This window comes from Comamonas aquatica NBRC 14918 (genome assembly GCF_000739875.1).
GTDB lineage: Bacteria > Pseudomonadota > Gammaproteobacteria > Burkholderiales > Burkholderiaceae_C > Comamonas > Comamonas aquatica.
On record NZ_BBJR01000022.1, the window covers coordinates 95,995 to 120,052 of the forward strand.

Below are 24,058 nucleotides of genomic sequence, written 5' to 3' on the forward strand. Positions count from 1 at the left end.
GGCAACCCGACAGGTCATCCAAGGAACCCACTCCATGAACACCCCCCTCAACCCCGTGCAAATTTCGCCGGTGGAAGACATCGTTGCCGACATGCGCGCCGGGCGCATGGTCATCCTGGTGGATGAAGAAGACCGCGAGAACGAGGGGGATCTGGTCCTGGCATCCGACCACGTCACGCCCGAAGCCATCAACTTCATGGCCAAGTACGGCCGAGGCCTGATCTGCCTGACCCTGACCCGTGAGCGCTGCGAATTCCTGAAGCTGCCGCCCATGGCTGCCCGCAATGGCACCGTCTACAGCACGGCATTCACCGTGTCGATCGAGGCCGCCGAGGGCGTGACCACCGGCATCTCGGCCGCCGACCGCGCCCGCACCGTGCAGGCTGCCGTGGCCAAGCAGGCCCAGCCCAGCGACCTGGTGCAACCCGGTCACATCTTCCCGCTGCAGGCCGTCGATGGCGGCGTGCTGATCCGCGCCGGCCACACCGAAGCCGGTTGCGACCTGGCCGCGATGGCCGGCTGCAGTCCCTCGTCCGTGATCTGCGAGATCATGAAGGACGACGGCACCATGGCCCGCCTGCCCGACCTGCAGCTGTTCGCCGCAGAACACGGCCTGAAGATCGGCACCATTGCCGACCTGATCCAGTACCGCAGCCGCACCGAATCGCTGCTGCAGCAGGTGGGATCGCGCCAGCTGCAGACCCACTGGGGCACATTCACCGCCCACGTCTTCCAGGACAAACCCAGCCAGTCCGTGCACATCGCCCTGGTCAAGGGCGAATGGAGCGAAGCCGACGAAGTGGCCGTGCGCGTGCACGAGCCGCTGTCGGTGCTGGATGCGCTGGAAGTCCAGCGCTCCATGCACTCCTGGAGCCTGGACACCAGCCTGGACTACATCCACCACCGTGGCCAGGGCGTGGTCGTGCTGCTGAACTGCGGTGAAGGCGCCGACCAGCTGCTGGCCCAGTTCGAGGGCAAGGCCCGTGCTTCCCAGGCGCCCGAGCGCGGTCGCATGGACCTGCGCACCTACGGCATCGGCGCGCAGATCCTGCGCGAGATGGGCGTGCACAAGATGCAACTGCTGGGCCAGCCCCGCCGCATGCCCAGCATGGCCGGCTATGGCCTGGAAATCACTGGCTACATCACCAAGGAATAAGACAACATGCTGCATGCAGACAAAGGCACGGCCGCACAACTCAATGGCCAAGGACTGCGCATCGGCATCGTCCAGGCGCGCTGGAACGAAGGCATCACCCAGGCCCTGGCCGAAGCCTGCCACCAGGAACTACTGGCCCTGGGCGTGCAGACCGATGCCATCACCCATGTTGTGGTACCCGGCGCCCTCGAAGTGCCTGCCGCCCTACAGGCCATGGCCGAGCGTGGCGGCTACGATGCACTGGTGGCCCTGGGTTGCATCATCCGTGGCGAGACCTACCACTTCGAACTGGTCGCCAATGAATCGGGTGCTGGCGTGACCCGCGTAAGCCTGGATTACCAGTTGCCGATCGCCAACGCCATCATCACCACCGAAAACCTGGAGCAGGCCATCGCCCGCCAGACCGAAAAGGGCCTGGACGCGGCACGTGTGGCCGTGGAAATGGCCAGCCTGCTTCGCACACTGAAATGACCATGAGCGACGAACACGCCCCCACCTCGACCGGCAAGAGCCGCCCCCCCCGCCAAAAGCGCACCGGACTGACCAGCACCGGTGTGCGCAAGGCCGCCTCCAAATCGGCGCGCAGCCGCTCGCGCGAATTTGCGCTGCAGGGCCTGTACCAGCACCTCGTGGGCCGCAACGAGGCCACCGCGATCGACATGTTCACGCGCGACCTGGCCGGCTTTCACAAGTCCGACGCGCTGCACTACGACGCGCTGCTGCACGGCTGCATCAAGCAGGAAGCCGACCTGAACGCGCTGATCGCCCCCAAGCTGGACCGCCAGCTGGGCGAGCTGTCGCCCATCGAGCAGGCCTGCATGTGGATCGGTGCCTATGAGCTGATGTACTGCCAGGACGTGCCCTGGCGCGTCGTGCTCAACGAAGTGATCGAGCTGGCCAAGGAATTTGGTGGCACCGACGGCCACAAGTACGTCAACGGCGTGCTCAACGCGCTGGCACCGGAGCTGCGCGCTGCCGAAGTCCAGGCCGACAAGGCCGGCAAGAGCGCCTGACACGCGCCCCCGGCAGCGCGCCACCGGCCGCTGCCTTTTCGATTCCCGTTTGTTCTTTCTGTCAGCGCCCCGCGCGCTGTGCCAGTCCATGAAGTTTTCCAAGCGCGCCGAAAAAATCTCCCCGTTCTACGTCATGGAAGTGGCCAAGGCCGCCCAGCAACTGTCCCAGGAAGTGGCCCACGGCCCCGAGCCGATGATCTTCCTGAATATCGGCGAGCCCGACTACACGGCCCCGGCCCAGGTCCAGTCGGCCGCGCAAGAGAGCATCGCCAGCGGCCGCACGCAGTACACCAACGCCCTGGGCCTGGAACCACTGCGCCAGGCCATCAGCGACTGGTACCGCAGCCGCTTCGGCATCCAGGTGCCGGCCCAGCGCATCGTGGTCACGGCAGGCGCCTCGGCGGCGCTGCAGCTGGCCTGCCTGGCGCTGATCAATCCGGGCGATGAAATCCTCATGCCCGACCCCAGCTACCCCTGCAACCGCCACTTCGTGAGCGCCGCAGAGGGCGTGGCCCAACTGATCCCTACCGGCGCTGCCGAACGCTACCAACTGAGCGCCGAGCACGTGGCCACCCACTGGGGCGCCCAGACCCGCGGCGTGCTGCTGGCCTCGCCGTCCAACCCCACGGGCACCTCGATCGATCCGTCCGAGCTGCGCCGCATCCACGAGGTGGTGCAGTCCAAGGGTGGCATCACCATCGTCGACGAGATCTACCTGGGCCTGTCCTACGACGAGGTCTTCGGCCAGAGCGCCCTGGCCATCAGCGACGACATCATCAGCATCAACAGCTTCAGCAAGTACTTCAACATGACCGGCTGGCGCCTGGGCTGGATGGTCGTGCCCGAAGCCATGGTGCCCGTGGTCGAGCGCCTGGCACAGAACCTGTTCATCTGCGCCTCCACCGTGGCCCAGCACGCCGCCTTGGCCTGCTTCAGCCCCGACAGCATCGTCGAGTTCGAACGCCGCCGCGCCGAGTTCAAGGCCCGCCGCGACTACTTCCTGCCCGCACTGCGCGAGCTGGGCTTCGGCATCGACGTCATGCCCGACGGTGCCTTCTACGCCTGGGCCGACTGCACGCCGCTGTGCGCCAAGCTGGGCGTCCAAGACAGCTGGGAGTTTGCCTACGCGCTGATGGAACGCGCCCACCTGGCGATCACGCCCGGGCGCGACTTTGGCACCGCGGACACCGCCCGCTACGTGCGTTTTTCCACGGCCAACTCCATGGAGCAGCTGCAGGAAGCCGTGCGCCGCATGCAACGGCTGTTCGCGTAAAGTCCGGCCACAGGGGGAACTTTCATGGCATTCACCTTTCCCATCCGGGTGTACTGGGAAGACACCGACGCCGGCGGCATCGTCTTCTACGCCAACTACCTCAAGTTCTTTGAGCGCGCACGCACCGAATGGCTGCGCAACCTGGGCGTGGAGCAGCAAAAGCTGCGCGACGAAGCCGGTGGCATGTTCGTCGTCACACAGGCAGAGTTGAACTATCTGCGGCCTGCACGCCTGGACGATCTGTTGGAGGTCACGGCCGTGCTGCAGTCGGCAGGCCGGGCCTCCATCACCATCGCCCAGCAGGCTTTTTTGCAGCCCGTGTCATCCGATGGCACGCCGCAACTGTTATGTGAAGGCAGCATTCGCATCGGCTGGGTGGATTCCGCCAGCATGCGCCCTGCCCGTATTCCGAACTCCATCGTGGAAAAACTCTCATGAACGCAGCCCAAGACATGTCCATCCTCAGCCTCATCATCCAGGCCAGCTGGGTGGTGCAATTGGTCATGTTGATCTTGGTCGTGGCCTCGGTGGCCAGCTGGGCCACCATCTTTCGCAAGGCCCAGGCGCTCAAGCAGGTGCGCCAGCTCAATGACTCCTTCGAGCAGGACTTCTGGTCGGGCCAGAGCCTGAACGACCTGTACAACAGCGCCACCCAGAACGCCAAGCACGGCGGCCCGATGGAACGCATCTTCGCCAGCGGCATGCGCGAGTACAAGAAGCTGCGCGAGCGCCGCATCAACGACAGCGGCACGCTGATGGACGGCACGCGCCGCGCCATGCGCGCCAGCCTCCAGCGCGAGATGGACGAGGTCGAATCCGGCCTGGCCTTCCTGGGCACTGTCGGCTCCGTCTCGCCCTACGTCGGCCTGTTCGGCACCGTCTGGGGCGTGATGCACGCCTTCACCGGCTTTGCCAGCATGGAGCAGATCACCCTGGCCACCGTGGCCCCCGGCATCGCCGAGGCGCTGGTCGCCACCGCCATGGGCCTGTTTGCCGCGATTCCCGCCGTGACCGCCTACAACCGCTACGCCCACAACATCGACCGCATCGCGAATGTGCACGAGACCTTCATCGAAGAGTTCTCCAACATCCTGCAGCGCAATGTGAGCGGCCCCACCGCCAGCTCCACCGCGTCCGGTTACTGAGCGCAGGAGCCACCCCATGCCCGCAGTCAGCTCCCGCGGCAAAGGCCGCCGCACCGTGGTGGAAATCAACATGGTGCCCTTCATCGACGTGATGCTGGTGCTGCTCATCATCTTCATGGTGACGGCACCCATGCTCACGCCCGGCAACATCGATGTCCCCACGGCGGGCAAGTCCTCCAAGCCGGCCGCCAAGAACATCGCCTACGTCCTGCTGGAAAAGGACGGCCGCGTGATCTTCAAGACCAAGAACACCGAGCAGCAGATCGCATTGCCGGAACTGCAGGGCATCGCCACCTCCTGGAAACACAGCGACCCCGAGCACACCGCCATCCAGATCCTGGCCGACAAGACCCTGCCCTATGAGTCGGTGGTCCAGGCCATGGCCCAGTTGCAGGCGGCCGAGGTGCGTGTGGCACTGGGCGTCAAATCTTCCTCCAACTAACCCCGCCGCCTTCTCCGACCCGCGCGCCCCATTCCTCCATGTCCCCTCGCCTCGCCCAAGACCCTTTTGCCCCACCTCGCCCGAGCAAGCGCTTGCGCAGCTGGGTCTTGGCACTGCTGGCCCATGCCACGCCCCTGGTGGCCCTGGTCTGGAACATCACCCCGCCGGTCGCTGTCGAGCAGGCCGCGGTCGAGGCCGAGCTGTGGTCGGACACTTTCGTGCAGGCCGCGCCACGTGCGGCCGCGGTCGTGCCCCCACCTGCGCCGGCGCCCACACCCGCCCCAGCGCCAGAACCCAAGCCAGAGCCGGAACCCGTTCCCCTGCCGCCGCCCCCGCCACCCGCCCCGCCCAAGCCGACGCAGCAAGAGCTGCAGTCGCAGCGCGACGCCGAGATTGCCTTGCAGGAGCGCAAGAAGCAGGAGGCCGAGCTGAAGAAGCAGCGCGAGCTGGAAGCCCAGAAGGCCAAGGACAAGACCGAGCGCGAGAAGGCCGAAAAAGCCAAGCGTGACAAGGAAAAGGCGGAAGAGGCGCGCAAGGAAAAGCTCGAGCAGGAAAAACGCGACAAGCTGGAACAGCAAAAGCGTGACAAGGCCGAGCAGGAGAAGAAAGACCGCCTGGACAAGGAAAAGCGCGAGAAGGCGGAAAAGGAAAAAGCCGCCAAGGACAAGGCCGCCAAAGAAAAGGCCGAGAAGGACAAAGCCGAAAAGGCCAAGGCCGACGCCGAGAAGAAGGCCGCCGACGACAAGCGCCGCAAGGAGCAGGCCGCCCAGGAGGCCAAGGCCGCCAAGGAACTGGAGCGCATGCGCCAGGAAAACCTCAAGGCGATGGCCGGTCTGGCCGGTGGTTCGGGCGGCACGGGCTCTGCCGAAAAGAGCAGCGGCCCCAACGGCGGCAAGGGCACGGGTGGCGGCACGGCAGGCCATTCTGCCGGCTATGGCGCGCGCGTGGCGGCCAAGGTCAAGCCCAACATCGTCTATCCGGACGTGGTCAGCGGCAACCCGCGCGCCGAAGTGCGGGTGCGCGCGGCGCCGGACGGCACCATCACCAGCGTGCAGCTGGTCAAGTCCAGCGGCAACAAGGCCTGGGACGACGCCGTGGTGCGCGCCCTGCACAAGACCGAGACCCTGCCCAAGGACACCAACGGCACCGTGCCCAGCGAGTTCAACTTCGGCTTCCGCCCGCAAGACTGATCATTTACAGAGCGCCTGACGCTGATCCAGCAAGGACTTCAGACAGATACCTGGCTGAAGTCCTTGTTCTTTCAGCGTCAGCAGCTCATTTATTGCGAGCTATCCGCCGCCGCCACACGGCCTGGGGGTACATGCCCCCACCGCCAGGACGGACAGCCGCCAATCAAGGAAAATAAGCCCCCTATGAAAGCCCCCGAACTGTTGCTTCCCGCCGGCTCGCTCGACAAGATGCGCGCCGCCTACGACTTTGGCGCCGACGCCGTGTACGCCGGCCAGCCGCGCTACTCCCTGCGCGCGCGCAACAACGAGTTCCGCATGGAGCAGATTGCCCAGGGCATCCAGGAAGCCCACCAGCGTGGCAAGAAGTTCTTTCTGACGTCCAACGTCATTGCGCACAACGACAAGATCCGCACCTACCTGCGCGACATCGAGCCCATCATCGCCCTCAAGCCCGACGCGCTGATCATGGCCGACCCCGGCCTGATCATGATGGTCAAGGAAAAGTGGCCCGAGGCCGTGATCCACCTGTCCGTGCAGGCCAACACCACCAACTACGCCACCGTCAAGTTCTGGCAGAAGATGGGCGTGGAGCGCATCATCCTGTCGCGCGAGCTGAGCCTGGACGAGATCGAGAAGATCCGCCAGGAATGCCCCGACATGGAGCTGGAAGTCTTCGTGCACGGCGCGCTGTGCATCGCCTACTCGGGCCGCTGCCTGCTGTCGGGCTACTTCAACCGCCGCGACCCCAACCAGGGCACCTGCACCAACGCCTGCCGCTGGGAATACAAGACCCACGGCGCCGATGTGGACCCCAACACCGGCGAGGCACTGGGCCAGGCCATGGAGCAGGGCTTCAACTTCGAAGACGCCAAGAACGACGCCGACAACCAGTTCACCAGCACCTGCGGCGACCAGAAGCGCCACCCCAAGGCCGACGCCATCTACCTGCTGGAAGAAAAGGGCCGCCCCGGCGAGATGATGCCCATCATGGAAGATGAGCACGGCACCTACATCATGAACTCCAAGGACCTGCGCGCCGTGGAGCACGTGGAGCGTCTGACCAAGATCGGCGTCGACTCGCTGAAGATCGAAGGCCGTACCAAGAGCCTGTACTACGTCGCCCGTACCGCGCAGACCTACCGCCGCGCGATCGACGACGCCGTGGCCGGCCGCCCCTTCAACCCGCACCTGATCACCGAGCTGGAAGGCCTGGCCAACCGTGGCTACACCGGCGGTCTGCTGGAGCGCCGCCCCGCCAACGACTACCAGAACTACGAGACTGGCACCTCGGTGCTGCAGCGCAGCCACTTCGTGGGCCAGGTGCGCGGCTACGAGAACGGCCTGGCCGAGATCGAAACCATGAACCGCTTCGCCGTGGGCGACATGATCGAAATCATCCACCCCACCGGCAACCGCACCATGAAGCTGGAGCAGATGTTCAACCTGGACGGCGAGCCCGTGCAGGTCGCCCCCGGCAACCCCGTGCGCGTGCGCATCCCGGTCGAGGGGCCGATCGAAGGCGGCCTGATCTCGCGCCTGCTGCACCCCGAACAGGCCTGATCTTTGATAGCGGTCAGCGCGCGCTGCTCAAGGATTTCCGATACTTTTCATTCTGAAACCTAGAATAGACCAGCGCCAACCGCTCCTCTTTTCAAGACCTTGTCGGTCTTGGCACAAAGGCACCCCCGGGTGCCTTTTGACTTTTCACGGCAGACCGCTACAGTGCGCCTGCCCGCCCGATTGGAACCCTGATGAACCCCGAAGAGATTGTTGTCCTGCCTGAACTCAAGGCCTATATCGACCCCCTGACCCCCGACGAACACGATGCGCTGGAGCGCAGCATCCTCGACGAAGGCTGCCGTGACGCCCTGGTGCTGTGGGGCAATGTGCTGGTCGACGGCCACAACCGCTTCGGCATCTGCCAGAAGCACGGTCTGCCCTTCCAGACCATTCAGAACGAACGCTTCCAGAACATGGAAGACATCCACCTGTGGATGATCGACCAGCACCTGGGCCGCCGCTCCGTCTCCGACTTCCAGCGCGGCGTGCTGGCCCTGCGCAAGCGCGAGATCATTGCCGAGCGCCGCGCCGCCGCTGCCGCCGCGGTGAACGCCGCCAAGGCCGAATCCAGCGCCGAAGCCCCCTGGGACGGTGACACCGACCCCGCCGTGGCCCAGGCCCTGGCCAACACCCCCAAGGTGCCCGACCAGGCCCTGGACACGCGCGAAGCCCTGGCCCGCGCCGCCCGCCTGTCGGCCGGCCAGGTCAAGATGATCGAGACCATCCAGGAAAAGGCCGCCCCCGAAGTGGTCGCCGCCGTCAAGGCCGGCGAGCTGACGCTGAACGCCGCTGCTGTGGTCGCCACCCTGCCGATGGAAGAGCAGCAGGCCGTGGCCGCCGAAGGCGCCGAGGGCCTGAAGCAGGCCGCCAAGCGCGTGCGCGAGGCCAAGAAAAAGCCCAAGGCCGACAAGCCACTCGCGGCCGACGAGGACAGCCTGGACGCCGCCGCCCCCGCCTCGCCCGAGGAACTGCAGGCCCGCGTGGCCGAGCTGGAGGCCGAGAACGAACGCCTGCGCCTGCAGGTCAAGACCCTGCAGGAGCTGCTGGCCGAACAGGCCTGAGCCCGCCGCCGCCCCTAGCCGCAGCGCGTCACCGACGGGATCGGTGGCGCGCTTTTTTTGTGTCATGCTGCGGCGCAAGATTTGCTGTGAAGGGACGCGCCCACCATGCCCGCTTTGTTCTCCCCCATCCGATTCGGTTCGCTGGAACTGGCCAACCGCATCGTCATTCCCCCGATGTGCATGTACTCGGCCGAGGAAGGCTGTGCCACCAGCTGGCACCTGATGCACTACGGCCAGCTGGCCCAGTCCGGCGCCGGCCTGCTGATCCTGGAAGCCACCGCCGTCGAGGCGCGAGGCCGCATCAGCGCCCACGACCTGGGCCTGTGGAACGATGCCCAGGTGCAGGCGCTGCGCCCGGTGCTGGCGCACATCCGCCGCCACAGCCCCATGCCCGTCTGCATGCAGCTGGCCCACGCTGGCCGCAAGGCCAGCAGCCGCCGCCCCTGGGAAGGTGGTGGCGCCCTGCCCGCCGACCACCCCGAGGCCTGGCCCACGATCAGCGCCAGCGCCCAGGGCTTCCTGCCCACCGACCCGGTGCCGGCCAGCGCCACGCTGGCAGACATCGCGCAGATCACGCAGGCCTTCGTCGATGCCGCCCTGCGCGCGCACAGCCTGGGACTGGATGCGCTGGAGCTGCACGCCGCCCATGGCTATCTGCTGCACCAGTTCCTGTCGCCCCTGTCCAACCTGCGCGACGACGCCTATGGAGGCAGCCTGGACAACCGCATGCGCCTGACGCTGGAGGTGTTCGACGCCATCCAGGCGGCCCTGCCGGCGGGCTTCCCGCTGGGCGTGCGCATCTCCGCCACCGACTGGGTGGACGGCGGCTGGGACCTGGCGCAAAGCACCCAGCTGGCCCAGGCCCTGGCAGCGCGCGGCTGCGCCTTCCTGCATGTCTCCAGCGCCGCCCTGCACCCGGCGCAGCAGATCCCCATCGGCCCGGGCTACCAGGTGCCGCTGGCCGACGGCCTGCGCCGCCACCTGCAGGGGGCCATGCCCGTGATTGCCGTGGGCCTGATCACCGACGCGCAGCAGGCCCAGGCCATCCTAGATGCCGGCCAGGCCGATGCCATCGGCGTGGCCCGCGCCATGCTCTACAACCCGCGCTGGCCCTGGGAGGCCGCCCGCCAGCTGGGCGCCCAGGTGGCGGCCGCCCCGCAGTACCTGCGCTGCGAGCCGCATGGCGCCAAGGGCCTGCTGCAAAGCGCGGCCACGGCCTAATCCGGGGCGGGGCAGTCTGGCGCTGCACAGCCCCTACACTGGGTGGCTGTGTCCACCGAACCTGCCTCTTCCCCCAGCCTGACGCGCTACGCCACCCTGGCCGCCGACATCGCCCAGTCCATCCACGCGGGCGTGCTGCAGCCGGGCGACAAGCTGCCCTCGGTGCGCAGCTGCTGCGCCGCACGCGGCGTCAGCCCGTCCACGGTGTTCCAGGCCTACTACCTGCTGGAGGCGCGCGGGCTGATCCGTGCGCGCGAGCGTTCCGGCTACTACGTGGCCTCGGGCGCCCACCACCCGCCGCCGGAGCCCGAGATCGCCCGGCTGCCGCCCCCGGCCTCGCTGACGGTGGATGTCAGCGAGCGCGTGTTCTCCATCCTGCAAGCCAGCTTCCAGCCGGGCACGGTGGGCCTGGGCAGCGCCTTTCCCGCGCCCCAGCACTTCCCGTGGAACAAGCTGGCGCAGTCGCTGGCCGCCTGCGCACGCCAGGCCCAGCCGCAGGCCCTGCTTGATGACCTGAGCACCGGCCACAGCGGCCTGCGCCGCCACATCGCCCGCCGCTACCTGGCCGATGGCATGCCGCTGCACATGGACGATGTGGTCATCACCAACGGCGCCCTGGAGGCGCTGAACCTGTGCCTGTCGGCGGTCACCCAACCCGGCGGCACCGTGGTGGTGGAGTCGCCGTGTTTCTACGGCGCCCTGCAGGCGCTGGAGCGCCTGGGCCTGAAGGCGGTGGAAGTGCCCACCCACCCGCGCGACGGCATCGACCTGCCGGCGTTGAAAGCCGCCATCACCAGCCACCGCCCGCAGGCCATCTGGCTGATGAGCAACTTCCACAACCCGCTGGGCAGCCTGGTGCCCACGGCCCACAAGCAGGCCCTGTGTGCGCTGCTGGCGCGCCACCAGGTCCCGTTGATCGAAGACGATGTGTATGGCGAGCTGTACTTCTCCGCCCGCCGCCCCCTGCCCGTGAAGGCCTACGACCGCGAAGGCTGGGTGCTGCACTGCAGCTCGTTCTCCAAATGCCTGGCGCCGGCCTGGCGCGTGGGCTGGGCGGCGGCGGGGCGCTTCACCCAGGCCGTGGCACGGCAGAAGCTGGCCACCTCGCTCAGCACCAACGCCCCGGCCCAGGCCGCGCTGGCGCGTTACCTGGAAGGCGTGGGTTTCGACAAGCACCTGCGCCAGCTGCGCCACACCCTGGCCACGCAGCGCGATGCGATGACGCAGGCCATCGCCCGCCACTTTCCACCTGGCACGCGCGCCACGCGCCCCGAAGGCGGCTATTTCATGTGGATCGAGCTGCCGCCCGGCTGCGACGCCCTGCAGCTGCACCAGCAGGCCCTGTCCGCAGGCATCAGCCTGGCGCCGGGGCCGGTGTTTTCGGCCAGCCAGCGCTTTGGCCGCTGCATCCGCCTGAATTACGGCCTGCTGTGGGACGCCCGCACCGACCAGGTCCTGCAGCAGCTGGGCAGTTGGTGCCACCGCATGCAGCAGGGCGCGGGCTGAGTGGCGCTGCGGCTCAGCGTGGCACCAGGAAGGTGGTCGGCGCGGCCACCTGGATGGCCGGGTCGGCCTGGGCGCGCACCTCGATCGCCACCGGGTGCGAGCCGCCCGCCGCCGCCCCATACGGCGCCTGCAGGCGGATGACCACCCAGCGGTCTTCGGCTGCACCCAGCACCACCGCGGTGTCTGACGCCACGCGCAGCCCGTCCAGGCCCGCGGCCGACAGCACATAGTGCTGTGGCACTTCCGTGGCATTGCCGATCTGCACGCGGTAGATGTTCTCCACCATGCCGCCGGCCACGATGCGCGACAGGGTGCCGCGGTCGCGCACCACGTCCACCTTCAGCGGCACGCGCACAGACAGGCTGGTGACCATGGCCACGGTGATGGCCAGCAGCCCCGCGCCGTACAGCAGCACGCGCGGGCGGAACACGCGGCGCAGCATCTGCGCACGGCTCCAGCCCTGGGCCAGGGCGCTTTGCGTGCTCAGCCGCACCAGGCCGCGCGCATAGTGCATCTTGTCCATCACGCCGTTGCAGGCGTCGATGCACAGGCCGCAGCCGATGCATTCGTACTGCAGGCCATCACGGATGTCGATGCCCACGGGGCAGACCTGCACGCACAGCTTGCAGTCGATGCAGTCGCCCAGGCCAAGGGCGCGCGCATCCACGCCCTTGGCCCGCGGACCACGGCCTTCGCCGCGCGCGGCGTCGTAGGTGACGACCAGCGTGTCCTTGTCGAACATGGCGCTCTGGAAGCGCGCATACGGGCACATGTACTTGCACACCTGCTCGCGCAGGAAGCCGGCATTGCCGTAGGTGGCCAGGGCGTAGAAGGCGATCCAGAAGATCTGCCACGCCCCCTGCAGCGCCATCACCTGCACCGCCAGGTCGCGGATGGGCACGAAGTAGCCCACGAAGGTGAAGCCCGTCCACAGCGACAGCAGCAACCACAGCAGGTGCTTGCCGCCACGCCGGGCCGTTTTCTCCAGCGTCCAGCCACTGCCGTCCAGGCGCAGGCGCGCACTGCGGTCGCCCTCCAGACGGCGCTCGATCCACATGAAGATCTCGGTGTACACCGTCTGTGGGCAGCTGAAGCCGCACCACAGCCGTCCGGCCACGGTGGTGAACAGGAACAGCGCCAGGGCGCTGACGATGAGCAGCGCCGTCAGGTAGATGAAGTCCTGCGGGTACAGCAGCCAGCCGAAGACGTAGAAACGCCGCTGCTCCAGATCGAACAGCAGGGCCTGGCGCCCATGGATTTGCAGCCAGGGCACGACATAAAAGAACAGCTGCGTGGCCCACACCAGGGCCCAGCGCCAGCGGGAGAACAGGCCCTGGATGGAACGCGGCTGGATCTTGGTGCGCGGCTCGTAGAACGGCACGGCATGCGGCGCGGCCTGGATGGGGATGGTCTTGCGGGGCGGCGGTGTGCCGCCGGGTTGCGGAGAGGAGTTTTCGTGGGACATAGCGGGAATGGGCAGGCCAGCCAGTACCGCCTGGCTGCGCTCAGCAACGACTGTGCGCGCGCCGTCCCTGGAACAAAAGCATCAGATTGGGGGCAAAAAGACCGAATCAGATGCACTCCATCCAAGCATCACCATATCAGTTCAGCAAAAAGTGAGCTGCCACTGCAGAACAGATGGGGTACTCGATCTCTTTAGACCCTGAAAAGCTTATCCATCCAGCGCCAACCGCTTCCTTTTTTCAGCAAAACCCGCCATCTCGACCAATGGCACTTCAGAACACCGCCAAATTGCCGACATGCCAGATAAGGCCCTGTCGGCCTGTGTTGCCTCTGGAGAGCACCATGCTGAACGTCCCCCCCCTCCCCGCCCCCGCTTCCGCTTCCCCCGACACGGCCGTGCCCGCCAAGAGCACGCCGCTGGACGAGGCGCAGAAAACCGCCACCGCCAGCAGCCAGGGCCAGCAGAACCTGCGCAATGCGCAGATCCTGGAAGCCTCGCTGCAGGTCAGCCTGCAGACCGGCAACGACAGCCTGGCCCTGCTGTACCGCACGGCGGTGGACGCCATCAACCAGGAGCTGGCGCCCGAACTGGGCCCCGACGCCATCCAGAACGCCATGGGCCAGGACCACAGCGCGCAGGCCACGGCAGGCCGCATCGTGGGCCTGTCCACCGCCATGTTCGACGCCTATGCGGCCCGCTACCCCGACAAGGCGCTGGCCGAGGTGGCCCAGGATTTTGTGGAGCTGATCCGCGGCGGTTTCGAGCAGGGCTACCAGGAGGCGGAAGACATCTTGAACAGCCTGGGCGTGCTGGGTGCGGACAGCCCGGTGGCGGCCGGCATTGCCCAGACCTACGAGCTGGTGCACAAGGGCTATGACGACTGGCTGCAGGCCAAGCTGGGCGCGCTGCGCGGGGATGCCGCACCCAGCGCCCCTGCCGACGTCCCATCTGACGCGCCAGGGCCGGCCGCCGCCACCTGAGTCCAGGGCGAACATGCAGGATTGAGGTGGGTGCACAAAATGGCACAAATCCCAGACTGTACCTACGCAGTCAGCTATGGTTTTTAATCCACAACGCGTGCGCCTGCTGGAAGAAAAGCCACCGTCCTGCATCCCTGGCGGGCCAGACTTCGACAATCGGGACACACGGTGGCCCCGTGCCACGCCCCCGCTGCATCCCCCCAGGAGGTCTGCCATGACACGCAATCCCGTTGGATGGTTCGAAATCTATGTGCAGGACATGGACCGTGCCAAGGCGTTCTATGAAAACGTGCTGTCGCGCACGCTGGAAGCCCTGGCCCCACCCGGCGCCGACGGCAACGACATGGAGATGTGGGCCTTTCCCATGCAGCCCGAGGCCGGGGGGGCGGCCGGCGCCCTGGTCCGCATGCCGGGAGCGCCGTCCGGCAATGGCGGCACGCTGATTTATTTCAGTTGCGAGGACTGCGCCATCGAAGCCGGTCGCGCGGTCGCCCAGGGCGGCACCGTGGTGCGCGACAAGATGCCGATCGGCCCCTACGGCTTCATCGCCCTGATCACCGACCCGGACGAAAACCTGATCGGTCTGCACTCGATGCGCTAGGGCCTGGCGCCTAGGACGTGGGCGCTACAAGCCCCGGCCTCAGTGCGGCGTCTGCCGCTGCTTCCAGTCGGCGTACAGGCCGGGCCGCTCGGTCAGCCGTACGGGCACATGGCGGATGACCATCGACTGCTGGGCAAACGGCTTGGCCAGTTCTTCGTAGATCGCCGCTGTGGACAGGCCAAACGGTGCGGCATCCGCATTCGAATGGGCAAACACCACCTGGCTGACACCCGCCATCCGCATGGCCGCCAGGCACATCGGACAGGGGTGGCCACTGGCATACACCACACAGTGCTGCAGGTTCGGCGAGGCCAGGTGCTGGCTGGCCCGGCGGATGGCCAGCATTTCCGCATGGTCCGTGGGATCGTTGCTGCGCAGGATCTCGTTGACGGCCGAGGCGATCACCACGCCCTGCTTGACCACCACGGCCCCGAATGGGCGCCCGCCCTGCTCGGCATTGGCATACGCCAGCGCAATGGCTTCGCGCAAAAACTGTGTGTCGTCGTGTGTCACTGTCATCTTCAATGTGCTCCTGCCCGACGCAAAATGCGGGCAATCTCTGGGTATCCATGGGCCTGGGCCAAGGCCAGGGGCGTGCGGCCCTGGGCATCGGGCAGGTTCACGTCGGCCCCGGCATCCACCAGCGCCTGCACCACCTGCTGGTGGCGCTCGCCGCCCTGGCCCAGCACCACGGCCTCGATCAGCGCGGTCCAGCCCAGGCGGTTCACGTGGTTCACATCCACACCCGCCTGGATCAGCAGGCGCACGGCTTCCACATGGCCACGCTCTGCCGCCGGAATCAGCGCCGTGCCCTGGTAGCGGTTCAGGCTGCGCACGTCCGCGCCGTGCGCCAGCGTCATCTGCAGGATGTCCAGATGGCCCCGGGCCCCGGCGTACAGGTAGGGGCTGTCCTGGATCTGGTCCTTGGCATTGACATCGGCACCGGCCTCGATCAAGCCCCGGGCGGCGGCCACATGGTTGTGATGGGTGGCCACCAGCAGTGGGGTCTGACCGGCGGTATTGCGCGCCTCCAGCGGCGCGCCGCAGTCCAGCAGGCGCCGGATCTCGGCCGGATGGTTGGCCGTGACCGCCGCAAACAGCGGCGCGGCCTGGGTGCAGGGTTCGGCCGCCAGCCCGGGCGCCACAACGCTGGCGCACAGGACCATCCCCACCAGCCAACGGATTGTTCGCAACATGCGGCTCCTTGTGTCCAACGATCTTCGAGCACCGATGCTAACGCCCCCAGCGCGGCTGCGCCGTCAACGTCCTGGTCCCCCGCAACATAGTGGGCCCTGCCCACGGCCTGCATAAAAAAAGCCTGCCGCGCGATGCGCAGCAGGCCTTGACTTGCAGCCGGAACGACTTAGGCGTTCACGCCCTTGGCCACTTCAGCGTACTCTTCGATCTGGTCGAAGTTCATGTAGCGGTAGACCGATGCCTTGTCGGCATCGATCACGCCCATTTCCTTCAGGTACTCGTCCTTGGAAGGCAGGTAACCCAGGCGCGAAGCAATCGCGGACAGCTCGGCCGAGCCCAGGAACACGTTGGTGTTCTTGCCCAGACGGTTGGGGAAGTTGCGGGTGGACGTGGAGATCACGGTCGCACCTTCGCGCACTTGCGCCTGGTTGCCCATGCACAGCGAGCAGCCGGGCATTTCGGTGCGCGCACCGGCGGTGCCGAACGCGGCGTAGTGACCTTCCTTGATCAGCTCGCTCTGGTCCATCTTGGTGGGCGGTGCCACCCACAGCTTGACGGGGATGTCGCGCTGGCCGCCCAGCAACTTGGCCGCTGCGCGGAAGTGACCGATGTTGGTCATGCACGAACCGATGAAGGCTTCATCGATCTTGGTGCCGGCCACTTCGGACAGGAACTTGGCGTCATCGGGATCGTTGGGGCAGCAGACGATGGGTTCCTTGATGTCGGCCAGATCGATCTCGATCACGGCGGCGTACTCGGCGTCCTTGTCGGCTTCCAGCAGGTCGGGCTTGGCCAGCCAGGCTTCGACCTTCTCGATGCGGCGCTGCAGGGTCTTGGCGTCCTGGTAACCGTCGGCGATCATGTTCTTCATCAGAACGATGTTCGAGGTCAGGTATTCCTTGATCGGCTCGGGATTCAGCTTGATCGTGCAACCGGCGGCGGAACGCTCGGCCGACGCGTCGGACAGCTCGAACGCCTGCTCCACCTTCAGGTCGGGCAGACCTTCGATTTCCAGGATCTTGCCGGAGAAGATGTTCTTCTTGCCGGCCTTGGCCACGGTCAGCAGACCGGCCTTGATGGCGTACAGCGGGATCGCATGCACCAGGTCACGCAGGGTCACGCCAGGTTGCATGGTGCCCTTGAAGCGCACCAGCACGGATTCGGGCATGTCCAGGGGCATCACGCCCGTGGCGGCACCGAAGGCCACCAGACCGGAGCCGGCGGGGAAGGAAATGCCGATGGGGAAGCGGGTGTGCGAGTCACCACCGGTGCCGACGGTGTCGGGCAGCAGCAGGCGGTTGAGCCAGCTGTGGATCACGCCGTCGCCAGGACGCAGGGCCACGCCACCGCGGTTGGAGATGAAAGCAGGCAGTTCGCGGTGGGTCTTCACGTCCACGGGCTTGGGGTAGGCAGCCGTGTGGCAGAAGGACTGCATCACCAGGTCGGCCGAGAAGCCCAGGCAGGCCAGGTCCTTCAGCTCGTCGCGGGTCATGGGGCCGGTGGTGTCTTGCGAACCCACGGTGGTCATGCGGGGCTCGCAGTAGGTACCGGGGCGCACGCCCTGGCCTTCGGGCAGGCCGACGGCACGGCCGACCATCTTCTGCGCCAGGGTGAAGCCGGCGTTGGACGCGGCCGGTGCCGAGGGCAGACGGAACGCGGTCGAGGCAGGCAGACCCAGGAATTCACGGGCCTTGGCGGTCAGCGAACGGCCGATGATCAGGTTGATACGGCCACCGGCTTGCACTTCGTCCAGCAGCACGTCGCTCTTCAAGGCGAACTCGGCAACGGTTTCACCGTTCTTGAGCAGCTTGCCGTCGTAGGGCAGCACGTCGATGACGTCGCCCATTTCCAGCTTGGACACGTCGACCTCGATCGGCAGCGAGCCCGAGTCTTCCTGGGTGTTGAAGAAGATGGGGGCGATCTTGCCGCCCAGGGTCACGCCACCAAAGCGCTTGTTGGGCACAAAGGGGATGTCCTGGCCGGTGGCCCAGATCACGGAATTGGTCGCCGACTTGCGCGAAGAACCGGTACCCACCACGTCACCCACGTAGGCCACGAGGTGGCCCTTCTTCTTCAGGTCTTCGATGAACTGCATGGGACCACGCTTGCCGTCTTCCTCGGGCTTGAAGGCCGCGTCGGGACGGGTGTTCTTCAGCATGGCGAGGTAGTGCAGCGGGATGTCGGGACGGCTCCAGGCATCGGGCGCGGGCGACAGGTCGTCGGTGTTGGTTTCGCCGGGCACCTTGAACACGGTGACGGTGATCTTTTCCTGGACCTTGGGACGCGAAGTGAACCACTCGGCATCGGCCCAGCTCTGCATCACTTCCTTGGCCTTGGCGTTGCCGGCCTTGGCCTTGGTGGCGACGTCGTTGAAGAAGTCGAACATCAGCAGCGTCTTCTTCAACGCATCGGCGGCCACGCCCGCCACTTCGGCGTCGTCCAGCAGCTCGATCAGGGGGTGCACGTTGTAGCCGCCCACCATGGTGCCCAGCAGCTCGGTGGCCTTGGCCTTGGAGATCAGGCCCACCTTCAGGTCACCGTGGGCCACGGCGGCCAGGAAAGACGCCTTGACCTTGGCGGCATCGTCCACGCCGGGTGGCACGCGGTGGGTCAGCAGGTCCAGCAGGAAGGCATCTTCGCCCGCAGGAGGGTTCTTGATCAGTTCGATCAGTTCAGCCACTTGCTTGGCATCGAGGGGCAGCGGAGGAATGCCCAGTGCGGCGCGCTCGGCCACATGGTCACGGTAGGCTTTCAACATGGTTCTCTCTCCATTGGTTTTCTAAGAGTAGGGCAGCGTTTGACAGCGCTTTGGTCCTGGCAAGGGATTACTTGCTCGGTGCGTCCAGCAGGCTGGGGGGCGGGCTCTTCTTGATGGCCTCGGCCACCTGAAGCTGTTCGGGGCTCATGCATTCGTCCGCCAGCCGCTGGCCGGCCTTTTGGTTCATGAGCATGGATTTGTTCGCGATCTGCAGCCACACGGCGCCGGCCTTCTGGTCTTCCAGACGCACCACGCCGGTGCTGGTCCCCACGGGGGACATGTGGAAGTTGAAACCCTTGCCGCTGACCATGAAGTGGCCAGGGTTCTGGGCGTCCTTGGACACATTCACGTGCTGGCCCAGCTCACAGGCAATGTTGCCGGTGTGCACGCGGTCGGCCAGTGCCAGCTCGTCGGCATTGAGTGCACGGGGCGCCAGCACCGCCGCCGAGGCGGCTGCGGCGGCCGCCCCTGCCCCGGCGACCTTGCGCGCGGTGGAGGGTGGCGTGGTTTTCTTCACGGCCGCGGTCTTCTTGACCGGGGTGGTGGCCTTGGCCGATTTCTGCGCCGCCGTGTCGGGGGTGGCAGCCATCGCCAGTGCGGGAGCGATCAGCACAATGGAGGCAATCAAATGTTTCATGCGGACTCCTGCAATTCCAAAAAATAGGTTCGTTGAACACCAAGGCATGCTCATGCTGCCTCTGTAACGAACCATTGTCGCGCTTCTTGCGGCAGCGGCATGGCGGTGCGGTGTGCACGCTCCAGCAACTGCCAGTAATAACGGTAACTTGCACGGTCGTGCAAGACGCCCTCGTGGCTGATCGGCGCCCAGTGCTGGGCGGCGGCGGCCACCAGGATGGTGGAGGCTTCCTGCACCTGGGCCATGGCCGGGGCGAAAGCCGCCAGAATCGGACGGATCTGCGCCGGATGGATGCTCCACATGCGGGTGTAGCCCAGGCTCTGGCTGGCCTGCGTGGCGGCGGCCTGCAAAGCGGCCGTGTCCTTGAATTCGGTCACCACGCAGTGCGAGGGCACTTTGCCAAAGGCATGGCAGGCCGCGGCGATTTCCAGCTTGGCCCGCACGACCAGCGGGTGCTCGAACTGGCCGCGCACCCCCATGGCACTGGCAGGGATGGCGCCACCGTGCGCGGAGACAAAATCCATCAGGCCGAAAGAGATGCTCTGCACCGCCGGATGGGCAGCGATCTCGAAAGCACGGTGCACGGCTGCGGGCGATTCAATCAAAACATGGAGCGGCACACGCACGCCTGTCGCGCGTTGCAGGGCTTTTTCAGCCTTGAGCACGTCCTCCACGCTCTCCACCTTGGGCAGCATGATGTGGCACAGGTGGGCCCCAGCCTCGCCGGCGATGATGTCCATGTCCTGCACAAAGGCCGGGTGGTCCACCGCATGCACCCGGGCAGCCACCCGGGCGCCAGCCACCGCCCCGCGCGCCAGTTGAGCAACCAACTGGGCGTGTGCCTGCTCCTGCCCCACCGATGCGCCGTCCTCGCAATCCAGCGTCACATCAAAGACGCAGGTGCCGAACTCCTGCAGCATCTGGGCCTGCAGCTGCAGGCTTTTGCGCATGCGCTCTTCCACCCCGCTGTAGTGGTCGCACACCGGCAGGTGCAAGGCGCCGGCCGCCTGGGCGTCCAGCAGCACCTCGGCAGGATGGGCGGTGGTAGTGGTGGTCATGCGCTACGCTGGGCAACCAGGAAAAGACGGGGGAAAGCCAGCAAACGCTGGCCGTCGGCACGTGCGGGATAGGCGGCATCCACACGGTGTTCATAGGCCTGCACGAAGTCGGCCTGCAATCCAGCAGGCAAGCCTTCGACAAATGGTTTCAGACCGGTGCTGCGCAACCATTGCACGATGGCGGCAGGCGATGCCATGGGGTGCTGGTAGATGGTGTGCCACACATCCACCGCGGCCGACTGCACCCCAGGGGCGGCCAGCAAATCGTAGTAAGTCCCGATCGGGAGAATCTCAGTGCGCAAACGTTCGACCTGCCCGATGTGGCTGGCGAACTGCGGCAGCTGTGCGATTTCGCGCATCAGTCGGTGCGAGGGCTGCTGGTGGTTGTCGGGCATCTGGATGGCCAGGACACCACCTGGCGCCAGCAGCGACAGCAACCGGGGGATCAGCACCTCATGGGCAGACACCCATTGCAGCGAAGCGTTGGCAAAAATCAGGTCCGGAGCCGGCGTGCCTGCCTGAGGAGCCCAGGTGGCGATGTCACCCAGCTCGAACCGGACCTGCGGCAGTTGTTGCCGGGCCGTGGCCAGCATAGCCGGGGAATTGTCCACACCCAGCACCTGGGCATGGACAAAGCGCTGCGCCAGCAGCTCGGTGGAATTGCCGGGGCCACAGCCCAGGTCCACCACGTGGCGAACCTGGGCAGGGTCAAGCGGCACCCGCGCCAGCAACTCAGCCGCAGGGCGCGTGCGCTCCGAGGCGAAGCGCAGGTAGAGCGCGGGGTTCCAGTCGAGCATAGGCCAGCGGATTACAGCAGGTGCTTGACGCCGTCCTGCTCGCCCTGCAGTTCAGCCAGGGTCTTGTTGATGCACTCTTGCGAGAAGGCATCGATGGCCAGGCCTTCGACAATCTTGTACTCGCCATTTTCAGTGGTCACAGGGAAGCCGAATACGATGCCGGCAGGAATGCCGTATTCGCCGTTGGAGGGCACACCCATCGTCACCCACTCACCGTTCGAGCCCAGCGCCCAGTCGCGCATGTGGTCGATGGCAGCGTTGGCAGCCGAAGCAGCCGAAGACAGGCCACGGGCGTTGATGATGGCAGCGCCGCGCTTGCCCACGGTGGGCAGGAACACGTTGGCGTTCCAGTCCTGGTCGTTGATGGTGTCCTTGACGGACTTGCCATCCACGGTGGCGAAGCGGTAGTCGGCGTACATGGTGGGCGAGTGGTTGCCCCACACGGTCAGTTTCTTGATGTCGCCCACCTTGAAACCGGCCTTGGCAGCCAGTTGGGAAGCCGCGCGGTTGTGGTCCAGGCGCAGCATGGCGGTGAAGTTCTTCGCTGGCAGATCGGGTGCCGACTTCATGGCGATGTAGGCGTTGGTGTTGGCGGGGTTACCGACCACCAGCACCTTGACGTTGCGCGAAGCCACGGCGTTCAGGGCCTTGCCTTGGGCGGTGAAGATCTGGGCGTTGGCAGCCAGCAGATCGGCGCGCTCCATGCCGGGGCCGCGGGGGCGAGCACCCACCAGCAGGGCATAGTCGGTATCCTTGAAGGCTTGCAGGGGGTCGCTGTGTGCTTCAATACCAGCCAGCAGCGGGAAGGCGCAGTCTTCCAGCTCCATGATCACGCCCTTCAGTGCGTTCTGTGCCTTCTCGTCAGGAATTTCGAGCAGTTGCAGAATAACGGGCTGATCCTTGCCCAGCATTTCGCCGGATGCGATACGGAACAACAGGGCGTAACCAATTTGACCTGCGGCGCCGGTGACGGCAACACGAACGGGCTTCTTGCTCATGGTGAAAACTCCAGATTTCGGAAATAAACAGTTGTCGGCGCACCGTCGCTCCAGCATCTGTCACCAGTAGCCCGTGCTCCGTAAACAGTCGGCAAGTGTACCCCTGATTTGGTCGCCCGGTCAATTTGTCTTATGTCTTATATAAGATATGATCACCCCTCAAGCCAGCGACCTCTCGGCAGTCCAGAATTCGCATCCGGAGGCTCTGACCTTCCAACCACCAATATGTCCTCTTCGCAATCTTTTTCTGCTGACAGTGCTCCCGGGCCCACTGCGAATACAGCCCCCCCACTGACCCCAGCCTTCAGCCCGCTGTACCAGCAGATCAAAGGCCTGATTCTGCAAAGCCTGCAAGCCGGCGAATGGCGCCCCGGAGAACTCATCCCCAGCGAGATGGAGTTGGCGGCACGCTTCAAGGTCAGCCAGGGCACGGTGCGCAAAGCGATCGACGAGCTGGCTGCAGAAAACCTGGTCATGCGCCGACAGGGCAAAGGCACTTTCGTGGCCACCCACTCGGCCCAACAGGTGCAATACCGCTTTCTGAAGCTGCACCCGGACGTAGGCAACCTGGAGGGCGAAGGCCGCGCCCAGCGCACGATCCTGGAGTGCAAACGCGTACGTGCCCCCGCAGAAATTGCCCGCCTGCTGGCATTGCGCAGCGGCGACACCGTGGTGCAGGTGCGCCGCATCCTGGCATTCAGCGGTATCCCGACCATTTTGGAAGACATTTGGTTACCCGGCCATCCCTTCAAAGGACTGACTGCCGAACAGATGGCCAACTACCAAGGCCCCACCTACGCGATGTTCGAAGGTGATTTCGGGGTGCGCATGGTGCGCGCCGACGAGAAGCTGCGTGCGGTCCTGCCCGATGAGGCCCAAGCACAGTTGCTACAGGTTCCCGCCAGCACCCCGCTGCTCAGCGTGGAGCGGATTGCATACACCTACAACGACATCCCCATGGAGTTACGACGCGGTATCTACAGAACAGACACACACCACTACAAGAATGCCCTGAGCTGATTGACCACGCCTTCAGAGACAGCAACAAAAAACAATCGCGTCAGCACAGCCCGCTACCTGCGCCATTGCAATAGAATTTTGATTCTTTTGCTCCCGCGCGATTACAACGCAGTTACATCCACGAAAGTACCCCGCCATGACAGAGCTAGCAAAAAAGAAGCGGCCCGAGTTCCGCAATATCAACGTTTTTAACGACGTTCGAACCTATCGCTTACCCCCAGCAGGCATTGTTTCGATCTTGCACCGCATCAGCGGCGTGATCATGTTCTTGCTGCTGCCGTTCATCATCTGGATGTTCGATGCCTCGCTGTCGTCCGAGTTTTCGTTCGCCAAGTTCAAGGCCGTCTTCAACGAAGGCTGCGGCTTCGTTCCCGGCTGGATCATCAAGCTGGTTGCGCTGGTCATCATCTGGGCCTACCTGCACCACCTGACAGCCGGCCTGCGCCACCTGTTTATGGACGTGAACCACAACGTGGTGAACAAAGAGTTCGGCAAGTCCTCCGCCCTCACCGTCCTGGTGATCAGCGTGGGGCTGACCGTGGTACTGGGCGCCAAGCTGTTTGGCCTGTACTGAGCAACCGCACCCTCACGATAAGGAAAAGACATCATGTCCGTGAATTACGGCTCCAAGCGCACCGTGGTCGGTGCCCACTACGGCATTCGTGACTGGCTGGCTCAACGTGTCACCGCCGCCCTGATGGTGCTGTTCACCATCGTGGTCCTGGCCCAACTGATCTTCGCGCAAGGCGAGATTGGCTATGAGCTGTGGGCTGGCATCTTCGCTGCCCAGTGGATGAAGTTCGTCACCTTTGGCGTGATCATTGCGCTGGTCTGGCACGTCTGGGTCGGTGTTCGTGATGTGTGGATGGACTACGTCCAATCCGTGGGCCTGCGCCTGACGCTGCAGGTGTTCACGATTGTTTGGCTGGTCGGCTGCGCCGGCTGGGCTTTCCAGGTTCTGTGGCGTCTGTGATCGGCAA

At 65.6% G+C, this 24,058-nt stretch carries 25 protein-coding genes; 17 read left to right on the top strand and 8 right to left on the bottom strand.

All coding sequences use genetic code 11. The annotated features are described in order from the left end of the window. Nucleotides 1-34 precede the first annotated feature (34 nt). The 12 genes from ribBA (at nt 35) to CA2_RS02660 (ending at nt 11,567) form a co-directional block, all read left to right on the top strand. Entirely contained in the window at nt 35-1,156 is a 1,122-nt protein-coding gene (gene ribBA, locus CA2_RS02605; RefSeq protein WP_042412321.1) for a bifunctional 3,4-dihydroxy-2-butanone-4-phosphate synthase/GTP cyclohydrolase II, read from the top strand. 6 nt (nt 1,157-1,162) lie between these two features. Continuing rightward, on the top strand, nt 1,163-1,627 hold the full coding sequence (gene ribH, locus CA2_RS02610; protein WP_042412324.1) for a 6,7-dimethyl-8-ribityllumazine synthase: 465 nt from the start codon (nt 1,163-1,165) through the stop codon (nt 1,625-1,627). 2 nt (nt 1,628-1,629) lie between these two features. Beyond that, on the top strand, nt 1,630-2,169 hold the full coding sequence (gene nusB, locus CA2_RS02615; protein WP_042412327.1) for a transcription antitermination factor NusB: 540 nt from the start codon (nt 1,630-1,632) through the stop codon (nt 2,167-2,169). 88 nt (nt 2,170-2,257) lie between these two features. Further along, nucleotides 2,258-3,442 (top strand): pyridoxal phosphate-dependent aminotransferase, encoded by a 1,185-nt coding sequence (locus tag CA2_RS02620; RefSeq protein ID WP_042412517.1) that lies wholly within the window; start codon nt 2,258-2,260, stop codon nt 3,440-3,442. A 24-nt stretch (nt 3,443-3,466) separates the two neighbouring features. Beyond that, entirely contained in the window at nt 3,467-3,880 is a 414-nt protein-coding gene (ybgC, locus tag CA2_RS02625; RefSeq protein WP_042412329.1) for a tol-pal system-associated acyl-CoA thioesterase, read from the top strand. Further along, complete coding sequence (gene tolQ / locus CA2_RS02630) at nt 3,877-4,587, top strand: protein TolQ (RefSeq protein ID WP_042412331.1); 711 nt, start codon at nt 3,877-3,879, stop codon at nt 4,585-4,587. Before ybgC ends, tolQ begins: the two co-directional genes overlap by 4 nt. A 16-nt stretch (nt 4,588-4,603) precedes the next feature. After that, complete coding sequence (locus CA2_RS02635) at nt 4,604-5,029, top strand: ExbD/TolR family protein (RefSeq protein ID WP_042412334.1); 426 nt, start codon at nt 4,604-4,606, stop codon at nt 5,027-5,029. Between the two features lie 38 nt (nt 5,030-5,067). Beyond that, the gene (gene tolA / locus CA2_RS02640; RefSeq protein WP_042412338.1) at nt 5,068-6,219 is read left to right on the top strand and encodes a cell envelope integrity protein TolA; all 1,152 of its coding nucleotides are present in this window, start codon (nt 5,068-5,070) and stop codon (nt 6,217-6,219) included. Nucleotides 6,220-6,402: 183 nt separating this feature from the next. Next, nucleotides 6,403-7,779: a prephenate-dependent tRNA uridine(34) hydroxylase TrhP gene (gene trhP / locus CA2_RS02645; protein WP_420839381.1), complete on the top strand. Its 1,377-nt coding sequence runs from the start codon at nt 6,403-6,405 to the stop codon at nt 7,777-7,779. A gap of 191 nt (nt 7,780-7,970) precedes the next feature. After that, a complete protein-coding gene (locus CA2_RS02650) occupies nt 7,971-8,840 on the top strand; it encodes a plasmid replication/partition related protein (protein ID WP_042412341.1) in 870 nt (289 codons plus the stop codon). 105 nt (nt 8,841-8,945) lie between these two features. Next, a complete protein-coding gene (locus tag CA2_RS02655; protein ID WP_042412344.1) occupies nt 8,946-10,061 on the top strand; it encodes an NADH:flavin oxidoreductase/NADH oxidase in 1,116 nt (371 codons plus the stop codon). 78 nt (nt 10,062-10,139) lie between these two features. Next, nucleotides 10,140-11,567 carry an aminotransferase-like domain-containing protein gene (locus tag CA2_RS02660; protein WP_042412522.1) on the top strand — a complete coding sequence of 476 codons (1,428 nt, stop codon included), beginning with the start codon at nt 10,140-10,142 and terminating at the stop codon, nt 11,565-11,567. A gap of 13 nt (nt 11,568-11,580) precedes the next feature. Here CA2_RS02660 and ccoG read toward each other — a convergent pair whose 3' ends face one another. Then, a complete protein-coding gene (gene ccoG, locus CA2_RS02665) occupies nt 11,581-13,032 on the bottom strand; it encodes a cytochrome c oxidase accessory protein CcoG (protein ID WP_052369801.1) in 1,452 nt (483 codons plus the stop codon). Between the two features lie 341 nt (nt 13,033-13,373). Between ccoG and CA2_RS02670 the strand changes: the two genes are divergently transcribed. Together CA2_RS02670 and CA2_RS02675 are read left to right on the top strand one after the other, a co-directional pair. Next, nucleotides 13,374-14,012 (top strand): DUF5610 domain-containing protein, encoded by a 639-nt coding sequence (locus CA2_RS02670; RefSeq protein ID WP_042412527.1) that lies wholly within the window; start codon nt 13,374-13,376, stop codon nt 14,010-14,012. A gap of 214 nt (nt 14,013-14,226) precedes the next feature. After that, a complete protein-coding gene (locus CA2_RS02675) occupies nt 14,227-14,613 on the top strand; it encodes a VOC family protein (RefSeq protein ID WP_042412347.1) in 387 nt (128 codons plus the stop codon). A 39-nt stretch (nt 14,614-14,652) separates the two neighbouring features. Here the strand turns inward: CA2_RS02675 and CA2_RS02680 are convergent, their stop codons facing one another. From CA2_RS02680 to CA2_RS02710, 7 genes are all read right to left on the bottom strand, one after another. Next, nucleotides 14,653-15,132 (bottom strand): nucleoside deaminase, encoded by a 480-nt coding sequence (locus CA2_RS02680; RefSeq protein ID WP_042412351.1) that lies wholly within the window; start codon nt 15,130-15,132, stop codon nt 14,653-14,655. A 2-nt stretch (nt 15,133-15,134) separates the two neighbouring features. Then, nucleotides 15,135-15,809 (bottom strand): ankyrin repeat domain-containing protein, encoded by a 675-nt coding sequence (locus CA2_RS02685; RefSeq protein WP_081888835.1) that lies wholly within the window; start codon nt 15,807-15,809, stop codon nt 15,135-15,137. 167 nt (nt 15,810-15,976) lie between these two features. Next, a complete protein-coding gene (acnB, locus tag CA2_RS02690; protein WP_042412353.1) occupies nt 15,977-18,568 on the bottom strand; it encodes a bifunctional aconitate hydratase 2/2-methylisocitrate dehydratase in 2,592 nt (863 codons plus the stop codon). Nucleotides 18,569-18,635: 67 nt separating this feature from the next. Next, the gene (locus tag CA2_RS02695) at nt 18,636-19,205 is read right to left on the bottom strand and encodes a hypothetical protein (RefSeq protein ID WP_042412358.1); all 570 of its coding nucleotides are present in this window, start codon (nt 19,203-19,205) and stop codon (nt 18,636-18,638) included. Between the two features lie 50 nt (nt 19,206-19,255). Next, on the bottom strand, nt 19,256-20,263 hold the full coding sequence (locus tag CA2_RS02700; protein ID WP_042412359.1) for an HpcH/HpaI aldolase/citrate lyase family protein: 1,008 nt from the start codon (nt 20,261-20,263) through the stop codon (nt 19,256-19,258). Continuing rightward, the gene (tam, locus tag CA2_RS02705) at nt 20,260-21,060 is read right to left on the bottom strand and encodes a trans-aconitate 2-methyltransferase (RefSeq protein ID WP_042412363.1); all 801 of its coding nucleotides are present in this window, start codon (nt 21,058-21,060) and stop codon (nt 20,260-20,262) included. Before tam ends, CA2_RS02700 begins: the two co-directional genes overlap by 4 nt. Before the next feature lie 11 nt (nt 21,061-21,071). Next, nucleotides 21,072-22,058 carry a malate dehydrogenase gene (locus tag CA2_RS02710; RefSeq protein ID WP_042412365.1) on the bottom strand — a complete coding sequence of 329 codons (987 nt, stop codon included), beginning with the start codon at nt 22,056-22,058 and terminating at the stop codon, nt 21,072-21,074. Between the two features lie 225 nt (nt 22,059-22,283). Here CA2_RS02710 and CA2_RS02715 point away from each other — a divergent pair, with 225 nt between their 5' ends. The 3 genes from CA2_RS02715 (at nt 22,284) to sdhD (ending at nt 24,051) form a co-directional block, all read left to right on the top strand. Beyond that, entirely contained in the window at nt 22,284-23,078 is a 795-nt protein-coding gene (locus CA2_RS02715) for a GntR family transcriptional regulator (protein ID WP_042412369.1), read from the top strand. Between the two features lie 136 nt (nt 23,079-23,214). Continuing rightward, complete coding sequence (gene sdhC / locus CA2_RS02720; protein WP_042412372.1) at nt 23,215-23,652, top strand: succinate dehydrogenase, cytochrome b556 subunit; 438 nt, start codon at nt 23,215-23,217, stop codon at nt 23,650-23,652. Nucleotides 23,653-23,685: 33 nt separating this feature from the next. Further along, nucleotides 23,686-24,051, top strand: coding sequence for a succinate dehydrogenase, hydrophobic membrane anchor protein (gene sdhD, locus CA2_RS02725; protein WP_042412374.1), 366 nt, complete (start codon nt 23,686-23,688; stop codon nt 24,049-24,051). The last annotated feature ends 7 nt before the right edge of the window (nt 24,052-24,058 follow it).

What these genes read in the sequence shown, in the direction of transcription:
- ribBA (WP_042412321.1), top strand. Translation starts at nt 35, where the DNA reads ATGAACACCCCCCTCAACCCCGTGCAAATTTCGCCGGTGGAAGACATC.
- ribH (WP_042412324.1), top strand. Translation starts at nt 1,163, where the DNA reads ATGCTGCATGCAGACAAAGGCACGGCCGCACAACTCAATGGCCAAGGA.
- nusB (WP_042412327.1), top strand. Translation starts at nt 1,630, where the DNA reads ATGAGCGACGAACACGCCCCCACCTCGACCGGCAAGAGCCGCCCCCCC.
- CA2_RS02620 (WP_042412517.1), top strand. Translation starts at nt 2,258, where the DNA reads ATGAAGTTTTCCAAGCGCGCCGAAAAAATCTCCCCGTTCTACGTCATG.
- ybgC (WP_042412329.1), top strand. Translation starts at nt 3,467, where the DNA reads ATGGCATTCACCTTTCCCATCCGGGTGTACTGGGAAGACACCGACGCC.
- tolQ (WP_042412331.1), top strand. Translation starts at nt 3,877, where the DNA reads ATGAACGCAGCCCAAGACATGTCCATCCTCAGCCTCATCATCCAGGCC.
- CA2_RS02635 (WP_042412334.1), top strand. Translation starts at nt 4,604, where the DNA reads ATGCCCGCAGTCAGCTCCCGCGGCAAAGGCCGCCGCACCGTGGTGGAA.
- tolA (WP_042412338.1), top strand. Translation starts at nt 5,068, where the DNA reads ATGTCCCCTCGCCTCGCCCAAGACCCTTTTGCCCCACCTCGCCCGAGC.
- trhP (WP_420839381.1), top strand. Translation starts at nt 6,403, where the DNA reads ATGAAAGCCCCCGAACTGTTGCTTCCCGCCGGCTCGCTCGACAAGATG.
- CA2_RS02650 (WP_042412341.1), top strand. Translation starts at nt 7,971, where the DNA reads ATGAACCCCGAAGAGATTGTTGTCCTGCCTGAACTCAAGGCCTATATC.
- CA2_RS02655 (WP_042412344.1), top strand. Translation starts at nt 8,946, where the DNA reads ATGCCCGCTTTGTTCTCCCCCATCCGATTCGGTTCGCTGGAACTGGCC.
- ccoG (WP_052369801.1), bottom strand. Translation starts at nt 13,032, where the DNA reads ATGTCCCACGAAAACTCCTCTCCGCAACCCGGCGGCACACCGCCGCCC.
- CA2_RS02670 (WP_042412527.1), top strand. Translation starts at nt 13,374, where the DNA reads ATGCTGAACGTCCCCCCCCTCCCCGCCCCCGCTTCCGCTTCCCCCGAC.
- CA2_RS02675 (WP_042412347.1), top strand. Translation starts at nt 14,227, where the DNA reads ATGACACGCAATCCCGTTGGATGGTTCGAAATCTATGTGCAGGACATG.
- CA2_RS02680 (WP_042412351.1), bottom strand. Translation starts at nt 15,132, where the DNA reads ATGACAGTGACACACGACGACACACAGTTTTTGCGCGAAGCCATTGCG.
- CA2_RS02685 (WP_081888835.1), bottom strand. Translation starts at nt 15,809, where the DNA reads ATGTTGCGAACAATCCGTTGGCTGGTGGGGATGGTCCTGTGCGCCAGC.
- acnB (WP_042412353.1), bottom strand. Translation starts at nt 18,568, where the DNA reads ATGTTGAAAGCCTACCGTGACCATGTGGCCGAGCGCGCCGCACTGGGC.
- CA2_RS02695 (WP_042412358.1), bottom strand. Translation starts at nt 19,205, where the DNA reads ATGAAACATTTGATTGCCTCCATTGTGCTGATCGCTCCCGCACTGGCG.
- CA2_RS02700 (WP_042412359.1), bottom strand. Translation starts at nt 20,263, where the DNA reads ATGACCACCACTACCACCGCCCATCCTGCCGAGGTGCTGCTGGACGCC.
- tam (WP_042412363.1), bottom strand. Translation starts at nt 21,060, where the DNA reads ATGCTCGACTGGAACCCCGCGCTCTACCTGCGCTTCGCCTCGGAGCGC.
- CA2_RS02710 (WP_042412365.1), bottom strand. Translation starts at nt 22,058, where the DNA reads ATGAGCAAGAAGCCCGTTCGTGTTGCCGTCACCGGCGCCGCAGGTCAA.
- CA2_RS02715 (WP_042412369.1), top strand. Translation starts at nt 22,284, where the DNA reads ATGTCCTCTTCGCAATCTTTTTCTGCTGACAGTGCTCCCGGGCCCACT.
- sdhC (WP_042412372.1), top strand. Translation starts at nt 23,215, where the DNA reads ATGACAGAGCTAGCAAAAAAGAAGCGGCCCGAGTTCCGCAATATCAAC.
- sdhD (WP_042412374.1), top strand. Translation starts at nt 23,686, where the DNA reads ATGTCCGTGAATTACGGCTCCAAGCGCACCGTGGTCGGTGCCCACTAC.